Origin of the sequence: Oscillibacter sp. (assembly GCF_040505565.1) — a bacterium.
Lineage (GTDB): Bacteria > Bacillota > Clostridia > Oscillospirales > Oscillospiraceae > Oscillibacter.
In genome coordinates, this window is the sequence record NZ_JBEUWZ010000006.1 from 19,365 (window position 1) to 36,203 (window position 16,839).

Consider the following 16,839-nt stretch of genomic DNA (forward strand, 5'->3'; position numbering starts at 1 on the left):
CCCGCCGTTTTCTTCGCTCACAGCGCCGCCAGCTGTCTCCGAAGCTCCTCGTCGCTCAGCTCGCCGTGCTCGGCCTGATCTTTGAAGTCCTGCGCTTTGACGACTGCAGTATTCCACTCATTCACGGTGATCTTGCCTCTCTGCTTTCTGGCCTTCAGGCGATTGTACGCTTTTGCATATTCCTTCTGCACAGGAGTTGCGGTGACGCGCTCCTGCGCTTCTTTTCTGTGCGCACCTACCTTGCGGCAGGTACGAGCTGTCTCGCCGGGCGCGAGGTTGTTGCAATAGCAGGTGTTGTAGCCGGCGGTGAGCAGGAAGTACGTTCCGCAGTTGTGGCATCGGCGGGGGGCGTTGCCTTCCATCAGGCCGCGGTAAAAATCCGTGTACAGGAAATGCGTGAGATAGGAAAACTGCGCCTGCTCCGCAAGTATCACCTTTCCCTTCTCCGCCGAGTGCACCATGGGCACGAACTGGTTCTCCGTGGGAAAGCTCTGCTCAAACGGGCCTTGTCCAAAGATCCCCTCCACAGACTTCATCTCGCCGTAATACTGGGCGAACGCTTCGGCGTAGGTGTCAGCGCTCCTGCGGGCGAGAGGCTCAAAATACAGCTCCAACATGCCGGTGACCTGCCCCCGAAAAGTGCGGAGGCTCTCCGGAAAATACTCCAGCCCCTCCATGAGCTTTTGAAACATGGCGTGTCCCTCTGTGCCAACCTCCTGCACCTCGGCCCACTTCTCCGGATCGGAAAGCAACAGCGGGAAAAGGTTGTTGGCCGTCCATATGTCCATGTTCAAATCCCGATACACCGGAAAAGAAAAGATCAGATCCCAGACAGCGCATAGCCGCTCCTGCGCGGAGCGTGCGGCACTGTCTGTTTTTTCTTGAAGCAGGATTTTGACAGCGGGCATCAGATTCTCAATGCGCCGGTCAAGCTCGACCAGTACCTCATCGTCTAAGTCCAAAATTTCGGTGGTACACTGCCCCAGCGGAAAAGTCTTGCCGTTTACAAATACCTCGCCCTTTCCAAAAAGGACGAAAAAACAATCAAACAAGTTTGCCATAGTATCGCTCCCTCTGTATCCGATGAAGATTTGGGATTTCCCCAACCATGCCCGGAGGCCTTGAAACGTGGCTTTGCTTCTGTTACGCTGATTATACCAGATAGATATTTTAAAATCAATCAAAAACAAAGAGGCGTTTCAATTCAGCAAAAAATTGTAGCAAACGGATAGTAGGGAAAAAATTCTCGCCAGAGCCTTGAAAACCGCAACGAAATGACAGAAAGGATAAAAAAGGCCATTTTCCTACCTACACAGTGTCTCGACAGTTATGAATCAGAAAAGGAGGAACAAGTTTGAAAGAATCCATCTACAAATCTTACGACGAGCTACCGCTGTTCCTGAACGCGGAGACGGTGGCCAAGGTGCTGGGCGTGTCGCCCTCCAGCGGGTATGAGCTGATGCACGAAAAAGATTTCCCGGCGCTGAAGATCGGCAGCCGCATCGTGGTGCCAAAGGAAAAGTTTATCGCGTGGGTCGAGCAAAACACAGGAGGTGCCGAGTGAAGTACAACCGCTATCCAAAACGCGACGCCATCAGAAACTATTTCCCTCTGCCCAACGAGCTTTTCATCCTCGGTCTGAACGCCGGCGAAATCTCCATCTACTCCTACCTGCTCTATCTGGAGAACCGAAAAACATTTCAGTGCTGGCCCAGCTACAAAACCATCGGCAAGGCGGTAAACATGAGCCAGAACACCGTGCGGAAATATGTGCTGAGCCTTGAAGACAAGGCACTCATCACCACCGAGCCGACGACCGTCTACACCAAGTCCGGTGAAAAGCGCAACGGCAGTCTGCTCTACACCATCCGTCCCATTCAGGAGGCACTGGATTTGTTCTACGCCTGGCAGATGGCGCGGGTAGACGAGAATGTGGCGAAGCAGCACGCGGCAGCAAAGCTGGCAAAGCTCGCCCCTGTCAGCCCCTCTGAGCCGCTGTGTGGGCCATTGGAGCCAGAGATAGGAACAGACCACTCTGGGCACAATTCGAACGAAATTGAGCCGCTTTCGGACGAGGCACGAAGGACGATAGGAGAAGCGGGATAAAGGGCCGGCGTCGCAAGCGACACCCTGCCCGCACACAACTGCCCGCAGTGCGGGCAGTTACGGGAGATTTTCGGGTGCCGCAAATGGGGTCAAAATCGCAGAAGAAATGGCTTGCTGGGGTCATCAGGCTGAAACATCACGGCGGAGCAAGGCTTTGAACGGGGTCAGAGCCGGAAAGAGAGGCAGAGATGGAGAAAACTCAAAAATTCGCAGCCTATTTTACTGAGGATCAGAAAGACAAGATTGACCGTTGCCAGGACCTGGACGGGAGCCGGAGCGCAGCGGAAGTTGTACGGAGAGCGGTGGACTTCTACCATGGGTACCTGACTGCAGGTGACGCCGGGCCGTTCCTTCCGCAAGCAGTCCAATCATACTTGGACGGTCGGCTCGGGATGTTTGAGGATCGCATGGCGAGTTTGCTGTACAAGCAATTGGTAGAGATCGATATGACCAACGGGATCATCGCCACCGCTTATGACATCGGCGAAGATGCGCTGCGGCACATGCGGGCACAGAGCGTCAGAAATGTGAAGGAGACAAACGGGCGCATCTCTTTTGAGCAGCGCATGCGTGATGCGGGTGACGAGTGATGGCGAAGCTGATTGTCAAAAGTCCATATATCAAATGTACCGGCAACAGCGGTGCTGCCGGTGCCGGCGGGTATTTGCACTACATCGGTACCCGCGAACATGTGGAGCTCATTCCGGATGACCGCCCTCCCACGCGGAAGCAAGAACAGCTCATCGCAAAGCTGGTGAAAGACTTCCCCAGCATGAAAGGATTATTTGAATACGAGGACTATTATAAGCACCCGACGAAAGCCAACGCCTCCGCGCTCATCACGCTGGCTTTTGAAACCAACTGGGATGCGGTGAGCCAAATGGGTACGTATATGCAGTACATCGCCACACGTCCGCGCGCGGAGCGTATCAGCTCCCACGGCCTTTTCGGTGATGGAGACCATGTGGATTTGGACACTGCCATGGCTGAGCTGAATTCCTATGCGGGGAATGTGTGGACGCACATTATCTCACTGCACCGGGAGGACGCCGCGCGGCTGGGCTATGACAACGCTGCCGCCTGGCGGAATCTGCTCCGCACGCACAGAAATGATATCGCGACGGCGATGAAAATACCGCCCAAGGACTTTCGCTGGTACGCAGCGTTTCATGATGAAGGCGATCACCCGCACATCCATATGATGGCTTGGTCGACGAAGCCGGGTCAGGCGTATCTCTCCCGCGAGGGTATCCGGCAGATCAAGTCGCAGCTCACCAACGATATTTTCAAGCAGGAGCTGCTGCATGTCTACGAGCAGAAAAGCGAAAGCCGTGATGAGCTGGTGCGCGAGGCGCGGGATGCTCTGCTGGAGCTGACGCGCCGGATGCAAAACGGTATCTGCAATCACCCGGAGGTGGAAGGTCTGATGCAGCAGCTTTCGCAAGCGCTGGATTCCGTCACCGGCAAAAAGTCTTACGGCTATCTGCCGAAGCCCATTAAGAAAATCGCAGACGAGATCGTCGATCAGATGGAACGCCTGCCTGTCGTATCTGATTGCTACGACCGCTGGCTGGAGCTGCAGGGTCAGGTGGGCAGTTACTATGGCGGCGACGAGCGGAAGCGTCTGAAATTATCTCAGCAGAAAGAATTCCGCGCCATCAAGAACGCCGTCATTCAGGAGGCCGAGCACATCCGACTTGGCGAGATCACCTTTGAGGACGCCGGCATGGAGCAGCGGGACGAGCCGGAGGATGATCTTCAGGCCGACCGCACCCTGTGGCAAATCATGGACGATGTCTATGACGATACCCAGCCCCTTGCAGAGCGCGACGCAGCGGTAGCGGATTTGAAATCGTGGGCGGAGGACGGCGACGCGACTGCACAGTATTTTCTCGGCAAGCTCTACCGCGACGGCGGGCTGCTGATTCCAAACTCCGAGCTGGCACGGGATTGGTTCTATAAGGCGGCGCGACAAGATGTTGTGATAGCGCAGTATGCGCTGGGCAAGTTGTTCCTTTCTGACGATCTGCTGGTGCGGGACACCACGCTTGGCATGGAGTGGCTGGAATATGCTGCAAGCAATGGCAGTCACTACGCCGCCTACCGTGTCGGCAAAGAATATCTCAAAGGCGAGATTGTGAAAAAAGATATGGGCAGGGCGCTGCGGTATCTAACCGACGCCGCCAATGCCGAAAACCAGTACGCCCAATATCTGCTGGGCAAGCTGTGCCTCATGGGGCGCGAGGTGAAATACGGCAAGGAGCTGGCACTCTGCTGGCTGACCCGCGCCGCCGATCAAGGCAACGAGTACGCACAATTCTTTCTCGATCGCGCGGACAGTCTGCACCCGCCATCCTTCATGCTGGCGGCAACCCGACTGCTCCACTACATGAGTCGCATTTTCCAGGACAACTCTCTTCCCAAGACCGGCCCCGTGGGGATGCGGATTGACCGCAAGCGTCTGCAAAAGCTCAGGGAGAAGAAAATCGCCATGGGCCACAAGCCGGACGACCATGAGGAATACACCGGCCCCACCCTGTCCATGTAAACCACCAAGCCATTGGAAACACTACATTTTTTAATAGCTTTGTGCCGACTGTTGTGGTATATGTGTTGTCTTGAACAGGAGGCGATTCCATGTACGACTATATGAAATCTCTGCAAAAGAGCTTCGACGCGCCGCCCGAAAGCGAGCGTCTCCAACACGAGCTGGAGCGTGCGCACGAAGCCCTGCACGAACAGCTGGACAAGCAGCAACGCACCCTGCTGCTGCGCTATATCGATCTGGAAAACGCACTGCGCGAGGAAACGTCGCTCTGCAGTTTTCTGAATGGCTATCGTCTGGCGTGCGGAATTTATCGGGAATTATTACAGGAGCCGCCCCACTCCTTCGACCGGGAGGAGGAAAAGCGGTCGGAGGAAATTTACCAAATCGAGGGAAAAGCGGCGGAGGCCGCTTGTTCCGGGAAGGAGGACTAATCCATGGCAAAACGACGCCCATCCGGTGACGGCATGGTGCGAAAACGGGAGGACGGCCGCTGGGAAGGCCGCATCGTGGTGGGGCACAAGAAAAATGGAGACTTCATCTTCCGCCATGTCTACGCCAAGACGCAGAAGGAGCTGATGGACAGGCTCCACCGCAATATTGAGGACTACCACGATGTGGATCTGACCGAGGACAGCCGCATGACCCTGGGCGAGTGGCTGGATCGCTGGCTTGCCGAATACAAGGAGGACACCGTTCGCCCCGGTACCATACGAAGTTACCGCACCGTGATCGAACAGTACATCAAGCCGCAGTTAGGCGACAAACAGATCTCCCTGATCACCCCGCAGGACATTCAGCGGATGTATCGCCGGCTGAAAAAAGAAGGGCGCGTCAACGAACACCCGGAGAAAGGCACCCAGCTTGCCGACAACACCGTGCGCGGCATCCACTGCGTGCTCCATCTGGCCATGCAGGATGCCGTGCAGGCACACCTCATCGCCAGCAATTCAACGGAGGGCGCTACCATCCCCCGGCAGGGCGGAGGCAAAAAGCAGGTGCTAAATGATCGTGAGCTGGACGCCTTCCTCGCGATCATTGAGAAGGACGAAATCTGGCACGATTTGTTCTATACTGATCTGACCACCGGCTTGCGGCGGGGCGAAATCTGTGGTCTCATGTGGCGGGACTTCGACGGGAAAGCCGGAACCCTGAAGGTGTGCCGCACCCTCCACAGCAAGAAGCTGGGCGTCTTCTCTCTCGGCGACACCAAAACGGGAATGGGCATGCGCACCATTGTTCTACCGCAGAGCACGGTGGAACTTCTGCGCCGGCGCAAGAAGAATTCGATCAGCCAGTGGATTTTTCCAAATCCCATCAAGCCGGAACTGCCTGTGCCGCCCAACTCCGCCTACAACCACCTGAAAACCTTGCTGAAGCAGGCAGAGCTGCCGAGCATCCGGTTTCATGATCTCAGGCACACGTTCGCAACCCACGCCCTCGCCAGCGGCGTGGACGCCAAGACGCTCTCCGGCATCCTGGGGCACACCAACGCCAGCTTCACGCTGGACACCTACACCCATGTGACGCCGGATATGCAGAAAACCGCCAGCGGCATCGTGGGTGGATTCATGGAGGATATCTTCGGAAAGGAGTTGAAACCGTGGCAAGAAAGCGGAAAAACGGAGCTGGAACCGTAAGGCTGCGCAAGGACGGCCGCTGGGAAGGCCGCATCGTCGTCGACTACGATGACAACGGCTATCCCAAAACAAGAAACGTCCTTGCCAAAACAAAAAGTGAGTGTCTGGAAAAGCTCCAGATACTCAGGGAAACCTGCGGCGGCTCGAAGTCCGCGAAGCTGCGCCCAGAGATGCCCTTCGGGGACTGGCTCGCATACTGGTATGAAAATCACTCCAAGCCGAAACTCCGCCCCACCACCCAGGCAAATTATGAAAGCCGCATCCGCCTGCACATCGCGCCGGAGATAGGCAAAATCCCGTTGAACAAGCTGACGCAAAACGACCTGCAGCAGTTTTACGCACGGCTTAAAAAGACCGGCCGGCTGCGATTCACCAACCAATACGGCGAGGGGCTGTCCGACCGGATGGTAAGAATGTGCCACGCGGTCTGCCGCACCGCACTGGAAAAGGCGATGCAGGACGGCCTCATCCGTACCAATCCCGCCATCGGCTGCAAGCTGCCGCCCAAGAAGGCGCGGGAGATGCAGGTGCTGGATCGGGAGGAGCTACAGCGGTTCTTGATACAGGCCAAGGCGGAGGGCTACTATGAGCTATTCCTTCTGGAGCTCGCCACCGGCCTGCGGCGCGGCGAACTGATGGCGCTACAATGGGACGATCTGGACTTCAAGACCGGGGTGTTGAGTGTAACCAAGCAGATCTATGATGTGAAGGGTGAGCTGCAGCTGAGCACGCCGAAAACCAAAACCTCCATCCGACAGCTGGCGCTCCCACCGGCGGTGGCGGCGGTGCTGAAGGAGTACTGGAAGACCACTGACTCCCGGTGGATGTTCCCCTCCCCGGTAAAGGCGGACTGCCCCATGACTCCCTGCGCGATACGCAAGCGGCTCCAGAAAATTTTGGAGCACGCAGAATGCAAGCATGTACGCTTCCACGATTTGCGCCACACTTTTGCCACCCTGTCCCTGCAAAACGGCATGGATGTAAAGACACTCTCCGCCATGCTGGGTCATGTGTCGGCGGCCACCACACTGGACATCTACACGCATATCACAGATGATATGCGGCATTCTGCCGCCGCCAGCATTGACCGGGGCATCGGCAAGGCGGAGCCGAAACAGGACAATCCGGCAGCTACTCCCGCTCAGCCGGAAAAACCAAGGATGACCGACTTCAAGCCTTACCGCGGCAGCATGCGCAAGCCCGGCACCGGCTGTATCAGCGAGATCAATGACCACCTGTTTGAGGGGCGGTACTCACCTGTGTGGCCCGACGGCAAGAAGCACGCCCGAAATGTGTATGCCAAAACCCGCGCAGAGTGTGAGGAAAAGCTGAAGGTGCTGATTGCTGAAATGAAAGCCGAGATTGCGGGTCTAAGAAAAAGGCAGGCAAATAAAAACTAACGCAGAGGGGGGGCGCATGGCCGTATTTTAATGCACTGACTTGAGAACCGTTCGTTTTTCAAGTCAGTGCATCATTTGTAATTCCCTTTTGCTATTCCAAGAAGAAGGCATCCACTTTTTCTACCGAATCGAGAATCTCCAGTTCATTGACTCCGGCACACTTTGCCAATTTTGCCGAGTTCATCAATAACGCCTCGAAGTCGGGTGCAAACGCATGATCCACAAGATTCATGAAAGATTCTGCATCCGCGAGCAAGTCTTTGATGAAGGCATCGTACTTGTCTTGAAGCTCAAGATCAAGGGTGTGCTGCTGCACCAGGTATTCTGACAGCAGGTTTTGCTCCCTTTGAAGCAGCAGATACCTTCCGTATTCAAACGCAATGGAGGCCACAGCCTGTGCCAACTGCTCTGCAGATGCTCCGGTCACAACACCCATCAGCGACGCTAACTGCTTGATCATGGCCTCCAAAGCAATCCAAAGGCATCTATCAATGTACGTTGCCTCTGATATACCTCCCTTGTGAAGCGTTTCCGTCTCCGCACGCAGGGCTGCAGCCAGGCCCCGGATTGCTGCCACGGTGTCCTCGGAAGCTCTGCCTTCCAAAATAGATGCGGAAAAGTCGATATACTTCACATACAGCAGGAAAACAAACTCGCTGTAATTTTGATTGTCATAGCAAACGGCATAATCGGATACTGCGCCGGCTACTTCAGCCCAATCAGTTCTGTCGAACTCCTTAGGTTTCTTCCCATTTACGGCCTTTTTCAGCACTGCAAGCACGAAGACCGTGCCGCATTTCATGGCGGTCAATGGCTCCTCGCCGGTTTTGTCCGAGAGCGCGTACAGATGCTTCTGCACATCCACTAAAATGTGCATTGCCTTTTCCACCTCGCTGCCGATGGGAGTTTTTATCAAAAACTCTGCCGACAGCCCTTTGATTACGTTATCCAGCATCATCACACCCACACATTAACCGATGGTTTTCCCGAGAAGCACGGATAGTGTCTTTGTGTTGTTTACAAGGGCACCTGCGCGCTTCTTCTCTTCATCAGAAAAAGCAGAATAATCCTGCTGATAGAGGGACATACATTCCATGGCAAGACTGTTCAGATTCGTCAAAACCGTGTCGGTCTCATCCAAAAGTACAGCGATCTTTGCATCCAGTTCCCGAACCGCTTCGGTGTTGTTCTTCACGCCACTGATCTCTTCGTTTTTCTGTTTGTTCATTTTTGCCCGCTTGCTGGTAAAGAGAATGATAGAAGACAGCAGGGTTGCGCCGGCAATCGACCAGCCTATTGGCCCCGCCAGTGCCAATAGCGCACTTCCCGCTGAAACACCACCGCCGCCAGCCGCCAGCGCGCCGCCGCCCAACCACGCCAAGGCTGCGTTGGTTGCCGCCGCACCAGAAAGTGTGGCAATGGCAGTACCGGTGGATGCCGTGCCGAAGGTAGTAGCAATCCACATGGCGGCTGTGGGTGCCATGAATGCCACAGACGCACCCGCGGCAAGACCCGCCCCGGCTCCGCTGGCCGCTGCTCGTGCGGCATACAACTCCTGTTCGGCAAAAGTGCAGGAATCCACAAATTGGTTGCGGCAGACATTGATTTCCTCAAAGTCAGTATTAAAGGATTTTGGGTGATTTGCGATGCTGTTGACAATATTCTCCACCGTTGCAATGGCATCAATTGTCCGGCACCTTTCCACATACAGCTTGATACCCTTATCGTTCATGAGCGTATAGGCATCATTGTACTCTGTGATGGATGTTTCCAATAACCGATCCAACTCATGAATTTTGCTGTCGATGTCCTCTTTCACATTTGCCGCAGAGTCCTTGATAACGGCGGCCTTCTCTGAAATTTCCTTGGATGCCTGGACCATTTTTTTCTTAGCTGCTTCTACATCAATCTTTTCGACGCTGTTTTTTGCGATTGCAGCCAAGTTGCCTATAGCCCCGTTTATGTCCTTTGCCATGCTCATCCCTCCCGTATGACTGATATTTCGAATCTCTGTAATAGCCTTTGCAAATCTTGCGAATCTGCCAAAGTCCGTCGGTATTCTCAAAACACGCTATATGCAAGTCCCATCGCGCACAGTATTCATTTTCCGTAAGTGCCCGTGTTTCCAAAAAAGCAGGCCTCCATTCAAATTACTGAATCGCAGCGATAGCGCGGCTTTCCGGCAATCTCTTCCTCGTACTGAATGGCAGCTCTCGGACAGGCGTATGTCTGATTAGCTATGCATGTTTGTCCACCAAGCAGACAAACTGCGGAGCTCGGCAAGCCGAAGTTTTAAGCACTTCTTATTTTATTAACGTACTTTGATGTTTGAATAATGCTATTACCTGCAGAAAAACAGCCGCATGGAAAATCCACACGGCTGGCGCTGCAGGCACAAGGCCTACCGTTAATTCATTATAGGGCAATATGGTACAAATTACAAGAAAACATCTAAACGGCGCAAATTCAAGAATTGCACCGCAATAAACAAAGAAAAAGCCGGTTTTGAGCGCTCTCAAAATCGGTGGTAGGCGAAAATGCAAAATTCTAATTTTTCCAAGGAAAAAGTCCGCTAAAATCAACGATTTCAGCGGACTTTTGGTCCGAGTGACAGGGTTCGAACCTGCGGCCTGATGGTCCCAAACCACCCGCGCTACCAACTGCGCTACACCCGGATATTTACTTTTTCGGTTTCTGAAAATTTCGCTGTCTGTGGTCAAAGCTGTGGTCAAATGCAATTATGGGGTACTTTTGGATGGGTGGTCAAATCCCACAATCGACCATGTTCCAAGGGCTTCCGGCGTTTCTGTTTTACTCGGCTCGGATACCGGCACGGCACTCCCAAACCACCCGCGCTACCAACTGCGCTACACCCGGATATTGAGTTTTTTCATTGTAGCACAAAACTCGTGCAATTCAAAGGTTTTCGCTGTCTGCAATCAAATTTGCGGTCAGATGTAATTTTGGGGTACTTTTCGATGGGCGGTCAAATCCCGCAATCCCCGCGTTCCGAGGGCTTCCGGCGCTTCGGCCTTGCCCATCCCGGATACCGATAGACACGCCCAAACCACCCACGCTACACCCGGATATATGAAATTGTACTATTCGTACGGTGGCCCAGTGAAGACATACATATTTATATCACAAAACACCCGAGTATTATATCTGAATTTGTTGGCAAAGTCAATCCGCTTGTTGGAAAAACTGTAACCAAGCTGAGTTTATCACCGCAGCTTGCATTTTTCGCCGGTATCGACCCGGTAATAACCGTCCGGCATTCTGACAGGAGACGAAACCACATGTCCAAACGCGGGCCGTCTTATCTGCGGAGGGTAATCCGGATGGCTTCTACTAACACCGTAGTACGTAACCCTTAATCGGTCTGCTTTTTCTATTACACTATTTCGGTTCCCATGCGCTATTGCGCGGGCCAGCCCGCAGCAACACACCGCGAAATTTTCAGCAGCAAAAACCAGCCAGCCATGTCTTCAAATCGGACCCGGATAGTCTACTGTTTAGAAGCTGACCCTCCGTAATCTCAGCCATAGGAGAAATGCTGCTCTTTTCATATGAATTTTCTTTCCAATATTTAAGAATTTACTCAATTTCAGTCTGATTTATTCCGCATTTTCTTTACTTACGCCTTATTTTCTCTCTCCGGGTCTATTTATGCCTCTGACCATATTTTACCCCCTGAAGATCACTCCAAGTCAAGAGAAAATTTTTAGGTGCGATGCCGCAAAGAAGCGCCCTGGGTTTTTTCCGTTGCTCTGGCAGACCCGCTGTGCTACAATACGGGTATCATTTGTCGGCAGCCGCTTTTTCCACCATTCGCACGCGGACCATCCATCCCGGTCGGCAGGACGGTTTGACCGCTTAACATGCCACCCGCTGGATTAATACAGGAGGAATCTCATGAAAGTCGCTCTGCAATTTGCCATGCCCTTTGAATTTCATGCACTTCCGGGCGCGAAGGCCCTGCCGCACTTTGAAACTGTCGCCGGCGTTCCGTTTTTTGAGGTCGCGCCGGGAATTCTTGCCTGCGCGGGCGGTGTGGGCAAGGTCAACGCCGCGATCACCGCCGAGATTCTCTGCCACCGCTTTGGTGCGGAGCTCATTTTGAACGCAGGCGTGGCCGGCTGCTGCACGGACCTTGCCACTGGATCTCTGGTTTTGGCGGACTCTCTGGTGCAGCACGACGTAGACACCACTGCCGTGGGGGACCCTATCGGTCTTGTGTCCACGGTAAACGTAACGGAATTTTCCGCCTGGGAGCCGGATACCTGTCTGGGGCTTCTCAAAAGTCAGGGTGTGAAGGCCGTGAAGGGCCGGGTGGCCACCGGGGACTGGTTCGCCGTGAAGGGCGACCGCGCCCGGTGGATCGTGGACACCTTTCACCCGCTTGTGGTGGAGATGGAGGCCTGCGCCGTGGCTCAGACGTGCCTTCGGAACGGTGTGAAGTTCGCGGCTCTGAAATCCGTGTCCGACCACCTGTTCGCAGACAATCAGGCGGAAGAGTATTTTGACTTTGCTCAGGCGATGGAAAATCTGGGAAAGGTGGTTCTGCCTCTGGCTCAGGCGCTGTCAGAGCTGAAATAAGGGAGAGGTTCTATGAGTACCGTCCGTCTTTATACCCGTCAGAGCGACAAGACCCTGTTGATGCTGGAGCACGGCGGGCGCATCCTGAACCAGCGGGTCTACGTTCAGCTTCATTTTGGCGACATGTCCAAACACTATCTGGATTGTTATGACTGGTTTGCCCGGGAAGCCGCCCGGCGGGCACCGAAGCCGGAGGGGGCAGAGCTGTCCATCTGGTGTACACCCAATGTGAAGAACTGTCTTCCGCCCATTGAGGGAACGGTGGTGTATGCGGTGGACGTGTCGGAGGAGCAGGTGGTGTTTTTTGACGACGCAAAGTGGGATTATGTACTGAGCCACCGCTACCTGCCCGCCGACGACGCAGACGAGGCCGCGTATCGCAGGCATCTGCGGGAGATCGGAGTGACAAACTCCTTTGAGTTTTTCGAGGGGCGGTACGCCGGAAAATATCCGGAGGAGACCCAGCGGGTACGGGACAGCTGGAAACGGGTATTTGACCCGGTGGAGCGGACCTGCCCCACTGTCTGCGGCAACATCTGGGAGATCAAAAGGGAGCAGATCGTCCGTATTTTCCATCCCGGTGAAACAGTAGTCCCTATATGATTAAAAATATGCAGAAATTAGTGAAGAAAACAGTCAAATTTGCTTGACAAAGCCGGATCTGGCCGTTATACTGAATAAGCCGCTTTGAATGGGCAGAAGTGCGTCCTTTTGGATGCCGCCCCCGACAGCGAGCCCGTATTGAAGGAGTTGAAACATATGCATGCAATTATTGAAACCGGCGGCAAGCAGTACAAGGTCGCAGAGGGCGACGTGGTCTTCATTGAAAAGCTGGACAACGAAGCCGGCGACACCGTGAAGTTCGACCAGGTCCTGGCAATTCTGGACGGTGAAAAGGCCACCTTCGGCGCTCCCGTCGTGGCTGGTGCTTCCGTGGAGGCCAAGATCGTCAAGAACGGCAAGGGTAAGAAGGTTCGTATCTTCAAGTACAATTCCAAGAAGGGTTACCGTAAGCGTCAGGGCCATCGTCAGCCCTACACCAAGGTCGAGATCGGCAAGATCTCCGTCTAAGGTATGACTACCGTTACGTTCCATATGGAGGGCGACCGCATCTGCGGGTTTGACGCTCTGGGACACAGCGGGTACGCTGAAGCCGGGTCCGATATCGTCTGCGCCGCCGTCACCAGCGCCGTTCGCTTGGTGGACGCCACAGTCAACGATGTGCTGGGCCTTGCGGCTTCTGTGAAAGCGGACGAAGAGGACGCGAAAATCAGCTTTCGTCTTCCCGGCGGGTTGTCCGCCGCAGCGGAGAACTGCTGTCAGTCGCTCCTGACAGGCCTGATGGTCTATTTCGCCCAGCTTCACGACGAGTATCCCGAAAATATCGAGGTTTTGGAGGGCTGACCCCCTCCCCATCTAAACAATCTGAAAGAAAGGATGGTTCTCATTATGCTGAACATTGGTTTGCAATTATTCGCCCACAAAAAGGGCGGCGGCTCCACCAAGAATGGCCGTGACTCCAACGCCCAGCGTCTGGGCGTGAAGCGCGCGGACGGGCAGGAGGTCCTGGCGGGCAACATTTTGGTTCGTCAGCGCGGCACCCACATCCACCCCGGTGTGAACGTGGGCAAGGGCAGCGACGATACGCTGTTTGCCACCGCCGACGGCGTGGTACGTTTCGAGCATCTCGGCAAGGACCGCAAGAAGGTCTCTGTCTACGAGGCGCAGTAACCGAACACGATGGAAGGGCCTCGAACGTGAGCGTTCGAGGCCCTTTTTCCCAGAATGGGATATACTACGAATGATGGCTGATCTGCTCCCGACGGCCGGGGCGTACCGGGCGCGGGGAGCATACCAGCCGATGAGAAAGCGAGGCATTTTATGGCATCTTCTTTTATTGACAAAGCCCACATCACCGTGCGCGCGGGCAACGGCGGAAACGGGGTGGTCGCCTTCCACCGTGAAAAGTACGTGGCGGCGGGCGGGCCCGACGGCGGCGACGGCGGCAGAGGCGGCTCCGTCATTTTGCAGGTGGACGATAATCTCTCCACCCTGCTGGATTTCCGCTATAAACGGAAATATCACGCCCCCAACGGCATGGATGGCCAGGGCGCCCGCAAATCCGGCCGGGATGGGGAAGATCTGGTCATTAAGGTTCCCCGGGGAACCCTGGTCCGGGATACGGAAAGCAACGAAATTATTCGGGATATGTCCAGCGGAGAGCCCTATGTCCTCTGCAAGGGCGGTCGGGGCGGTTGGGGCAACTCCCACTTTGCCACCCCCACCCGGCAGGTCCCTCGATTTTCCAAGGGCGGTCTCCCCGGCGAGAGCCACGACGTGGTGCTGGAGCTGAAACTTTTGGCTGATGTGGGACTGGTGGGCTTTCCCAATGTGGGAAAATCCACCCTTTTGAGCGTGGTATCCCGCGCCCAGCCGAAAATCGCCAACTATCATTTTACCACGCTATCCCCCAATCTGGGCGTGGTATACGTGGGAGAGGGTCGTTCCTTCGTGCTGGCCGACATTCCCGGCATTATCGAAGGGGCCAGCGAGGGCGCCGGTCTGGGCCACGATTTCCTCCGACATATTGACCGCTGCCGTCTGCTGATTCACGTGGTGGACGTGTCCGGAAGCGAGGGACGGGACCCGGTGGAAGACTTTGACGCCATCAATGCCGAGCTGAGTCAGTACAGCGCCGATCTTGAGAAACGCCCCCAGATCGTAGCCGCCAACAAGACGGATATCATGCAGGACCCGGAAAATCTGGAGCGTCTCCGCTCTCATGTGGAAAAGCTGGGCTATCCGCTCTTTGAGATCTCTGCCGCGGCGCACCGGGGCGTAGAGCAGCTGATGAACAAGGTTAGCGAGACCCTCTCTACTTTGCCGCCCATTGCGGTATACGAGCCGGAGTACGTTCCCAGGCCGTCGGTCATCGACTATTCTCAGCCTCTGGACATTCAACATCTGGATGACGGCACCTGGGTGGCGGACGGCCCGTGGCTCCAGCGGCTTATGAGCAACGTAAACCTGAACGACTATGAGAGCCAGATGTATTTTGACAGGACCCTGCGGGATTCTGGTCTCTACCAGCAGTTGGAGGCTATGGGGATTCAGGACGGGGACACCGTGTCGCTCTATAATTTTCAGTTCGAATACCAACGGTGATCTGGGTCACCCGCCCCCTTTCTCCCACACGGGCGGACTGTGACCAATCAGCCGGTGCGGACTACGACTGAAAGCGAAAGCCCCGACGCGGAACCATGCTTCGCGTCGGGACTTTCATTTATTTGTTGAATAACGCAGTCTCCCCTGCTCTGCCAGCGCCATTTACAGCAAAAGGCCCAGGCCGACCACCACCAGCAGGTCCTCCGTCTGGCTGCCAAGGCAACCAAGCGGCAGCTCCTGCGGCTCCACCTGTCCGCCGTCTGGCTTGATCAGTACCCGTTGGACACATACCACCGCGTCCCCATCCCCCATGCTGGAAAAAGTCAGGCTATCCCGGGACGAGAGGCCGCAACTCACCACCCGTTCCGCTTTCACCTGCCGGGCTGTGAGGCAGCTCCAATCGCTTGGCAGCAGGACGGAACCACAGGCACACACCGCCTCCGGCGCGTCTGCCAGCAGTCGGCAACCCGCGGTGGAAAGAGCCAGCACCTCCCACCGTTTTTGCGTCAGTGCCTGGACCGTTTCAGGCTGCTCCACGCCCGCTGGAAGAGGTGTGGGCGGAGTCGCACCTGCCCCAAAAAACGCTGCGTCCACCATATGCGCGCCTCCCTTCTATAGAAAGTGTTTGCGAAGGCCGCGGGTTTATGCGAAAATTTCTCTCGTTTTTTTTACCGGATCGTGCTAGACTGATTTTAACAATTTGTTTTCAGAGTTCCGAGGTGACTGCTTTGTATTTCTTCGCCCACCTACATACCATCAACCACCACCGTGCCCTGGTCCTCAGGTACTGCTTCCGTCTGGGCCTGTATTGGCAGGGCCTGACGCACGACCTTTCCAAATACTCGCCGCTGGAATTCCTTGTGGGCGTCAAATATTTTCAGGGTGACCGCAGTCCCAACGACGCGGAGCGAAAGGACAAGGGCTACTCTGCCGCCTGGCTCCACCACAAGGGCCGCAACCGGCACCATCTGGAATATTGGACGGACTACGGGCAAAAACCCGACGGCTCCTTCGGCGTCGTGGGTGTGGAGATGCCCGTCAAATATGTGGCGGAGATGTTTTGTGACCGGTACGCCGCCAGTCGGATCTATCGGGACAAGGCATTTAACACCGCGGACCCGTGGGAATTTTTTCAGCATTCCAAGACTCACACCATTTTGAACCAAAAGACCGCCGATCTGCTGGAATCCATGCTGGTCAAGCTACGGGACGAGGGAGAGGACGCCGCTTTTTCCTATATTCGGAACGACATTCTGAAAAAATGAGGGCACTGCCCTTTTCACGCTACCCATTTTTCAGGGCCTTATTCTGCCGCTTAGCAATTTATGGACAGTCTGAAGCGAGGGCCGCCAAGTAGTGGGTTATGCTCATAAGAGAGTATGGA

At 55.1% G+C, this 16,839-nt stretch carries 18 protein-coding genes and 1 tRNA gene; 14 read left to right on the forward strand and 5 right to left on the reverse strand.

Annotated features, from left to right (window positions below):
- Positions 1 to 17: 17 nt before the first annotated feature.
- Positions 18 to 1,061, reverse strand: coding sequence for a DUF6076 domain-containing protein (locus ABWQ15_RS01860; RefSeq protein WP_353907126.1), 1,044 nt, complete (start codon positions 1,059 to 1,061; stop codon positions 18 to 20).
- Positions 1,062 to 1,354: 293 nt separating this feature from the next.
- Between ABWQ15_RS01860 and ABWQ15_RS01865 the strand changes: the two genes are divergently transcribed.
- The 7 genes from ABWQ15_RS01865 (at position 1,355) to ABWQ15_RS01895 (ending at position 7,691) form a co-directional block, all read left to right on the forward strand.
- Positions 1,355 to 1,564, forward strand: coding sequence for a helix-turn-helix domain-containing protein (locus ABWQ15_RS01865; protein ID WP_353907127.1), 210 nt, complete (start codon positions 1,355 to 1,357; stop codon positions 1,562 to 1,564).
- On the forward strand, positions 1,561 to 2,106 hold the full coding sequence (locus ABWQ15_RS01870) for a helix-turn-helix domain-containing protein (RefSeq protein WP_353907128.1): 546 nt from the start codon (positions 1,561 to 1,563) through the stop codon (positions 2,104 to 2,106). Before ABWQ15_RS01865 ends, ABWQ15_RS01870 begins: the two co-directional genes overlap by 4 nt.
- A 188-nt stretch (positions 2,107 to 2,294) precedes the next feature.
- Positions 2,295 to 2,696, forward strand: a complete 402-nt coding sequence (locus ABWQ15_RS01875) for a hypothetical protein (protein ID WP_353907129.1) — start codon at positions 2,295 to 2,297, stop codon at positions 2,694 to 2,696.
- Positions 2,696 to 4,654 carry a MobP3 family relaxase gene (gene mobP3, locus ABWQ15_RS01880; protein WP_353907130.1) on the forward strand — a complete coding sequence of 653 codons (1,959 nt, stop codon included), beginning with the start codon at positions 2,696 to 2,698 and terminating at the stop codon, positions 4,652 to 4,654. Before ABWQ15_RS01875 ends, mobP3 begins: the two co-directional genes overlap by 1 nt.
- 89 nt (positions 4,655 to 4,743) lie before the next feature.
- A complete protein-coding gene (locus ABWQ15_RS01885) occupies positions 4,744 to 5,085 on the forward strand; it encodes a DUF6809 family protein (protein ID WP_353907131.1) in 342 nt (113 codons plus the stop codon).
- A gap of 3 nt (positions 5,086 to 5,088) precedes the next feature.
- Positions 5,089 to 6,291 carry a tyrosine-type recombinase/integrase gene (locus tag ABWQ15_RS01890; protein ID WP_353907132.1) on the forward strand — a complete coding sequence of 401 codons (1,203 nt, stop codon included), beginning with the start codon at positions 5,089 to 5,091 and terminating at the stop codon, positions 6,289 to 6,291.
- Positions 6,255 to 7,691: a tyrosine-type recombinase/integrase gene (locus ABWQ15_RS01895; RefSeq protein ID WP_353907133.1), complete on the forward strand. Its 1,437-nt coding sequence runs from the start codon at positions 6,255 to 6,257 to the stop codon at positions 7,689 to 7,691. The genes ABWQ15_RS01890 and ABWQ15_RS01895 overlap by 37 nt, the downstream gene beginning before the upstream one ends.
- 91 nt (positions 7,692 to 7,782) lie before the next feature.
- Here the strand turns inward: ABWQ15_RS01895 and ABWQ15_RS01900 are convergent, their stop codons facing one another.
- The 3 genes from ABWQ15_RS01900 to ABWQ15_RS01910 form a co-directional block, all read right to left on the reverse strand.
- The gene (locus ABWQ15_RS01900) at positions 7,783 to 8,580 is read right to left on the reverse strand and encodes a hypothetical protein (RefSeq protein ID WP_353907134.1); all 798 of its coding nucleotides are present in this window, start codon (positions 8,578 to 8,580) and stop codon (positions 7,783 to 7,785) included.
- Positions 8,581 to 8,661: 81 nt separating this feature from the next.
- Positions 8,662 to 9,666, reverse strand: coding sequence for a hypothetical protein (locus ABWQ15_RS01905; protein WP_353907135.1), 1,005 nt, complete (start codon positions 9,664 to 9,666; stop codon positions 8,662 to 8,664).
- A 624-nt stretch (positions 9,667 to 10,290) separates the two neighbouring features.
- A tRNA-Pro gene (locus tag ABWQ15_RS01910) sits at positions 10,291 to 10,366 on the reverse strand.
- Between the two features lie 1,240 nt (positions 10,367 to 11,606).
- On the opposite strand from ABWQ15_RS01910, the gene mtnN reads away from it, so the two are divergent.
- From mtnN to obgE, 6 genes are all read left to right on the forward strand, one after another.
- The gene (mtnN, locus tag ABWQ15_RS01920) at positions 11,607 to 12,290 is read left to right on the forward strand and encodes a 5'-methylthioadenosine/S-adenosylhomocysteine nucleosidase (RefSeq protein ID WP_353907136.1); all 684 of its coding nucleotides are present in this window, start codon (positions 11,607 to 11,609) and stop codon (positions 12,288 to 12,290) included.
- A gap of 12 nt (positions 12,291 to 12,302) precedes the next feature.
- The gene (locus tag ABWQ15_RS01925) at positions 12,303 to 12,893 is read left to right on the forward strand and encodes a DUF3841 domain-containing protein (protein WP_353907137.1); all 591 of its coding nucleotides are present in this window, start codon (positions 12,303 to 12,305) and stop codon (positions 12,891 to 12,893) included.
- A 156-nt stretch (positions 12,894 to 13,049) separates the two neighbouring features.
- Positions 13,050 to 13,361 (forward strand): 50S ribosomal protein L21, encoded by a 312-nt coding sequence (gene rplU, locus ABWQ15_RS01930; protein ID WP_353907138.1) that lies wholly within the window; start codon positions 13,050 to 13,052, stop codon positions 13,359 to 13,361.
- 3 nt (positions 13,362 to 13,364) lie between these two features.
- Complete coding sequence (locus ABWQ15_RS01935; RefSeq protein ID WP_353907139.1) at positions 13,365 to 13,694, forward strand: ribosomal-processing cysteine protease Prp; 330 nt, start codon at positions 13,365 to 13,367, stop codon at positions 13,692 to 13,694.
- Positions 13,695 to 13,739: 45 nt separating this feature from the next.
- Positions 13,740 to 14,021 (forward strand): 50S ribosomal protein L27, encoded by a 282-nt coding sequence (gene rpmA / locus ABWQ15_RS01940; protein ID WP_353907140.1) that lies wholly within the window; start codon positions 13,740 to 13,742, stop codon positions 14,019 to 14,021.
- A 150-nt stretch (positions 14,022 to 14,171) separates the two neighbouring features.
- Positions 14,172 to 15,455: a GTPase ObgE gene (gene obgE, locus ABWQ15_RS01945; RefSeq protein ID WP_353907141.1), complete on the forward strand. Its 1,284-nt coding sequence runs from the start codon at positions 14,172 to 14,174 to the stop codon at positions 15,453 to 15,455.
- A gap of 162 nt (positions 15,456 to 15,617) precedes the next feature.
- Here obgE and ABWQ15_RS01950 read toward each other — a convergent pair whose 3' ends face one another.
- Positions 15,618 to 16,052: a hypothetical protein gene (locus ABWQ15_RS01950; RefSeq protein WP_353907142.1), complete on the reverse strand. Its 435-nt coding sequence runs from the start codon at positions 16,050 to 16,052 to the stop codon at positions 15,618 to 15,620.
- Positions 16,053 to 16,183: 131 nt separating this feature from the next.
- Here ABWQ15_RS01950 and ABWQ15_RS01955 point away from each other — a divergent pair, with 131 nt between their 5' ends.
- Positions 16,184 to 16,720 carry a DUF5662 family protein gene (locus ABWQ15_RS01955; protein WP_353907303.1) on the forward strand — a complete coding sequence of 179 codons (537 nt, stop codon included), beginning with the start codon at positions 16,184 to 16,186 and terminating at the stop codon, positions 16,718 to 16,720.
- Positions 16,721 to 16,839: the final 119 nt, after the last annotated feature.

What these genes read in the sequence shown, in the direction of transcription:
- ABWQ15_RS01860 (WP_353907126.1), bottom strand. Translation starts at nt 1,061, where the DNA reads ATGGCAAACTTGTTTGATTGTTTTTTCGTCCTTTTTGGAAAGGGCGAG.
- ABWQ15_RS01875 (WP_353907129.1), top strand. Translation starts at nt 2,295, where the DNA reads ATGGAGAAAACTCAAAAATTCGCAGCCTATTTTACTGAGGATCAGAAA.
- mobP3 (WP_353907130.1), top strand. Translation starts at nt 2,696, where the DNA reads ATGGCGAAGCTGATTGTCAAAAGTCCATATATCAAATGTACCGGCAAC.
- ABWQ15_RS01885 (WP_353907131.1), top strand. Translation starts at nt 4,744, where the DNA reads ATGTACGACTATATGAAATCTCTGCAAAAGAGCTTCGACGCGCCGCCC.
- ABWQ15_RS01890 (WP_353907132.1), top strand. Translation starts at nt 5,089, where the DNA reads ATGGCAAAACGACGCCCATCCGGTGACGGCATGGTGCGAAAACGGGAG.
- ABWQ15_RS01905 (WP_353907135.1), bottom strand. Translation starts at nt 9,666, where the DNA reads ATGGCAAAGGACATAAACGGGGCTATAGGCAACTTGGCTGCAATCGCA.
- mtnN (WP_353907136.1), top strand. Translation starts at nt 11,607, where the DNA reads ATGAAAGTCGCTCTGCAATTTGCCATGCCCTTTGAATTTCATGCACTT.
- ABWQ15_RS01925 (WP_353907137.1), top strand. Translation starts at nt 12,303, where the DNA reads ATGAGTACCGTCCGTCTTTATACCCGTCAGAGCGACAAGACCCTGTTG.
- rplU (WP_353907138.1), top strand. Translation starts at nt 13,050, where the DNA reads ATGCATGCAATTATTGAAACCGGCGGCAAGCAGTACAAGGTCGCAGAG.
- ABWQ15_RS01935 (WP_353907139.1), top strand. Translation starts at nt 13,365, where the DNA reads ATGACTACCGTTACGTTCCATATGGAGGGCGACCGCATCTGCGGGTTT.
- rpmA (WP_353907140.1), top strand. Translation starts at nt 13,740, where the DNA reads ATGCTGAACATTGGTTTGCAATTATTCGCCCACAAAAAGGGCGGCGGC.
- obgE (WP_353907141.1), top strand. Translation starts at nt 14,172, where the DNA reads ATGGCATCTTCTTTTATTGACAAAGCCCACATCACCGTGCGCGCGGGC.
- ABWQ15_RS01950 (WP_353907142.1), bottom strand. Translation starts at nt 16,052, where the DNA reads ATGGTGGACGCAGCGTTTTTTGGGGCAGGTGCGACTCCGCCCACACCT.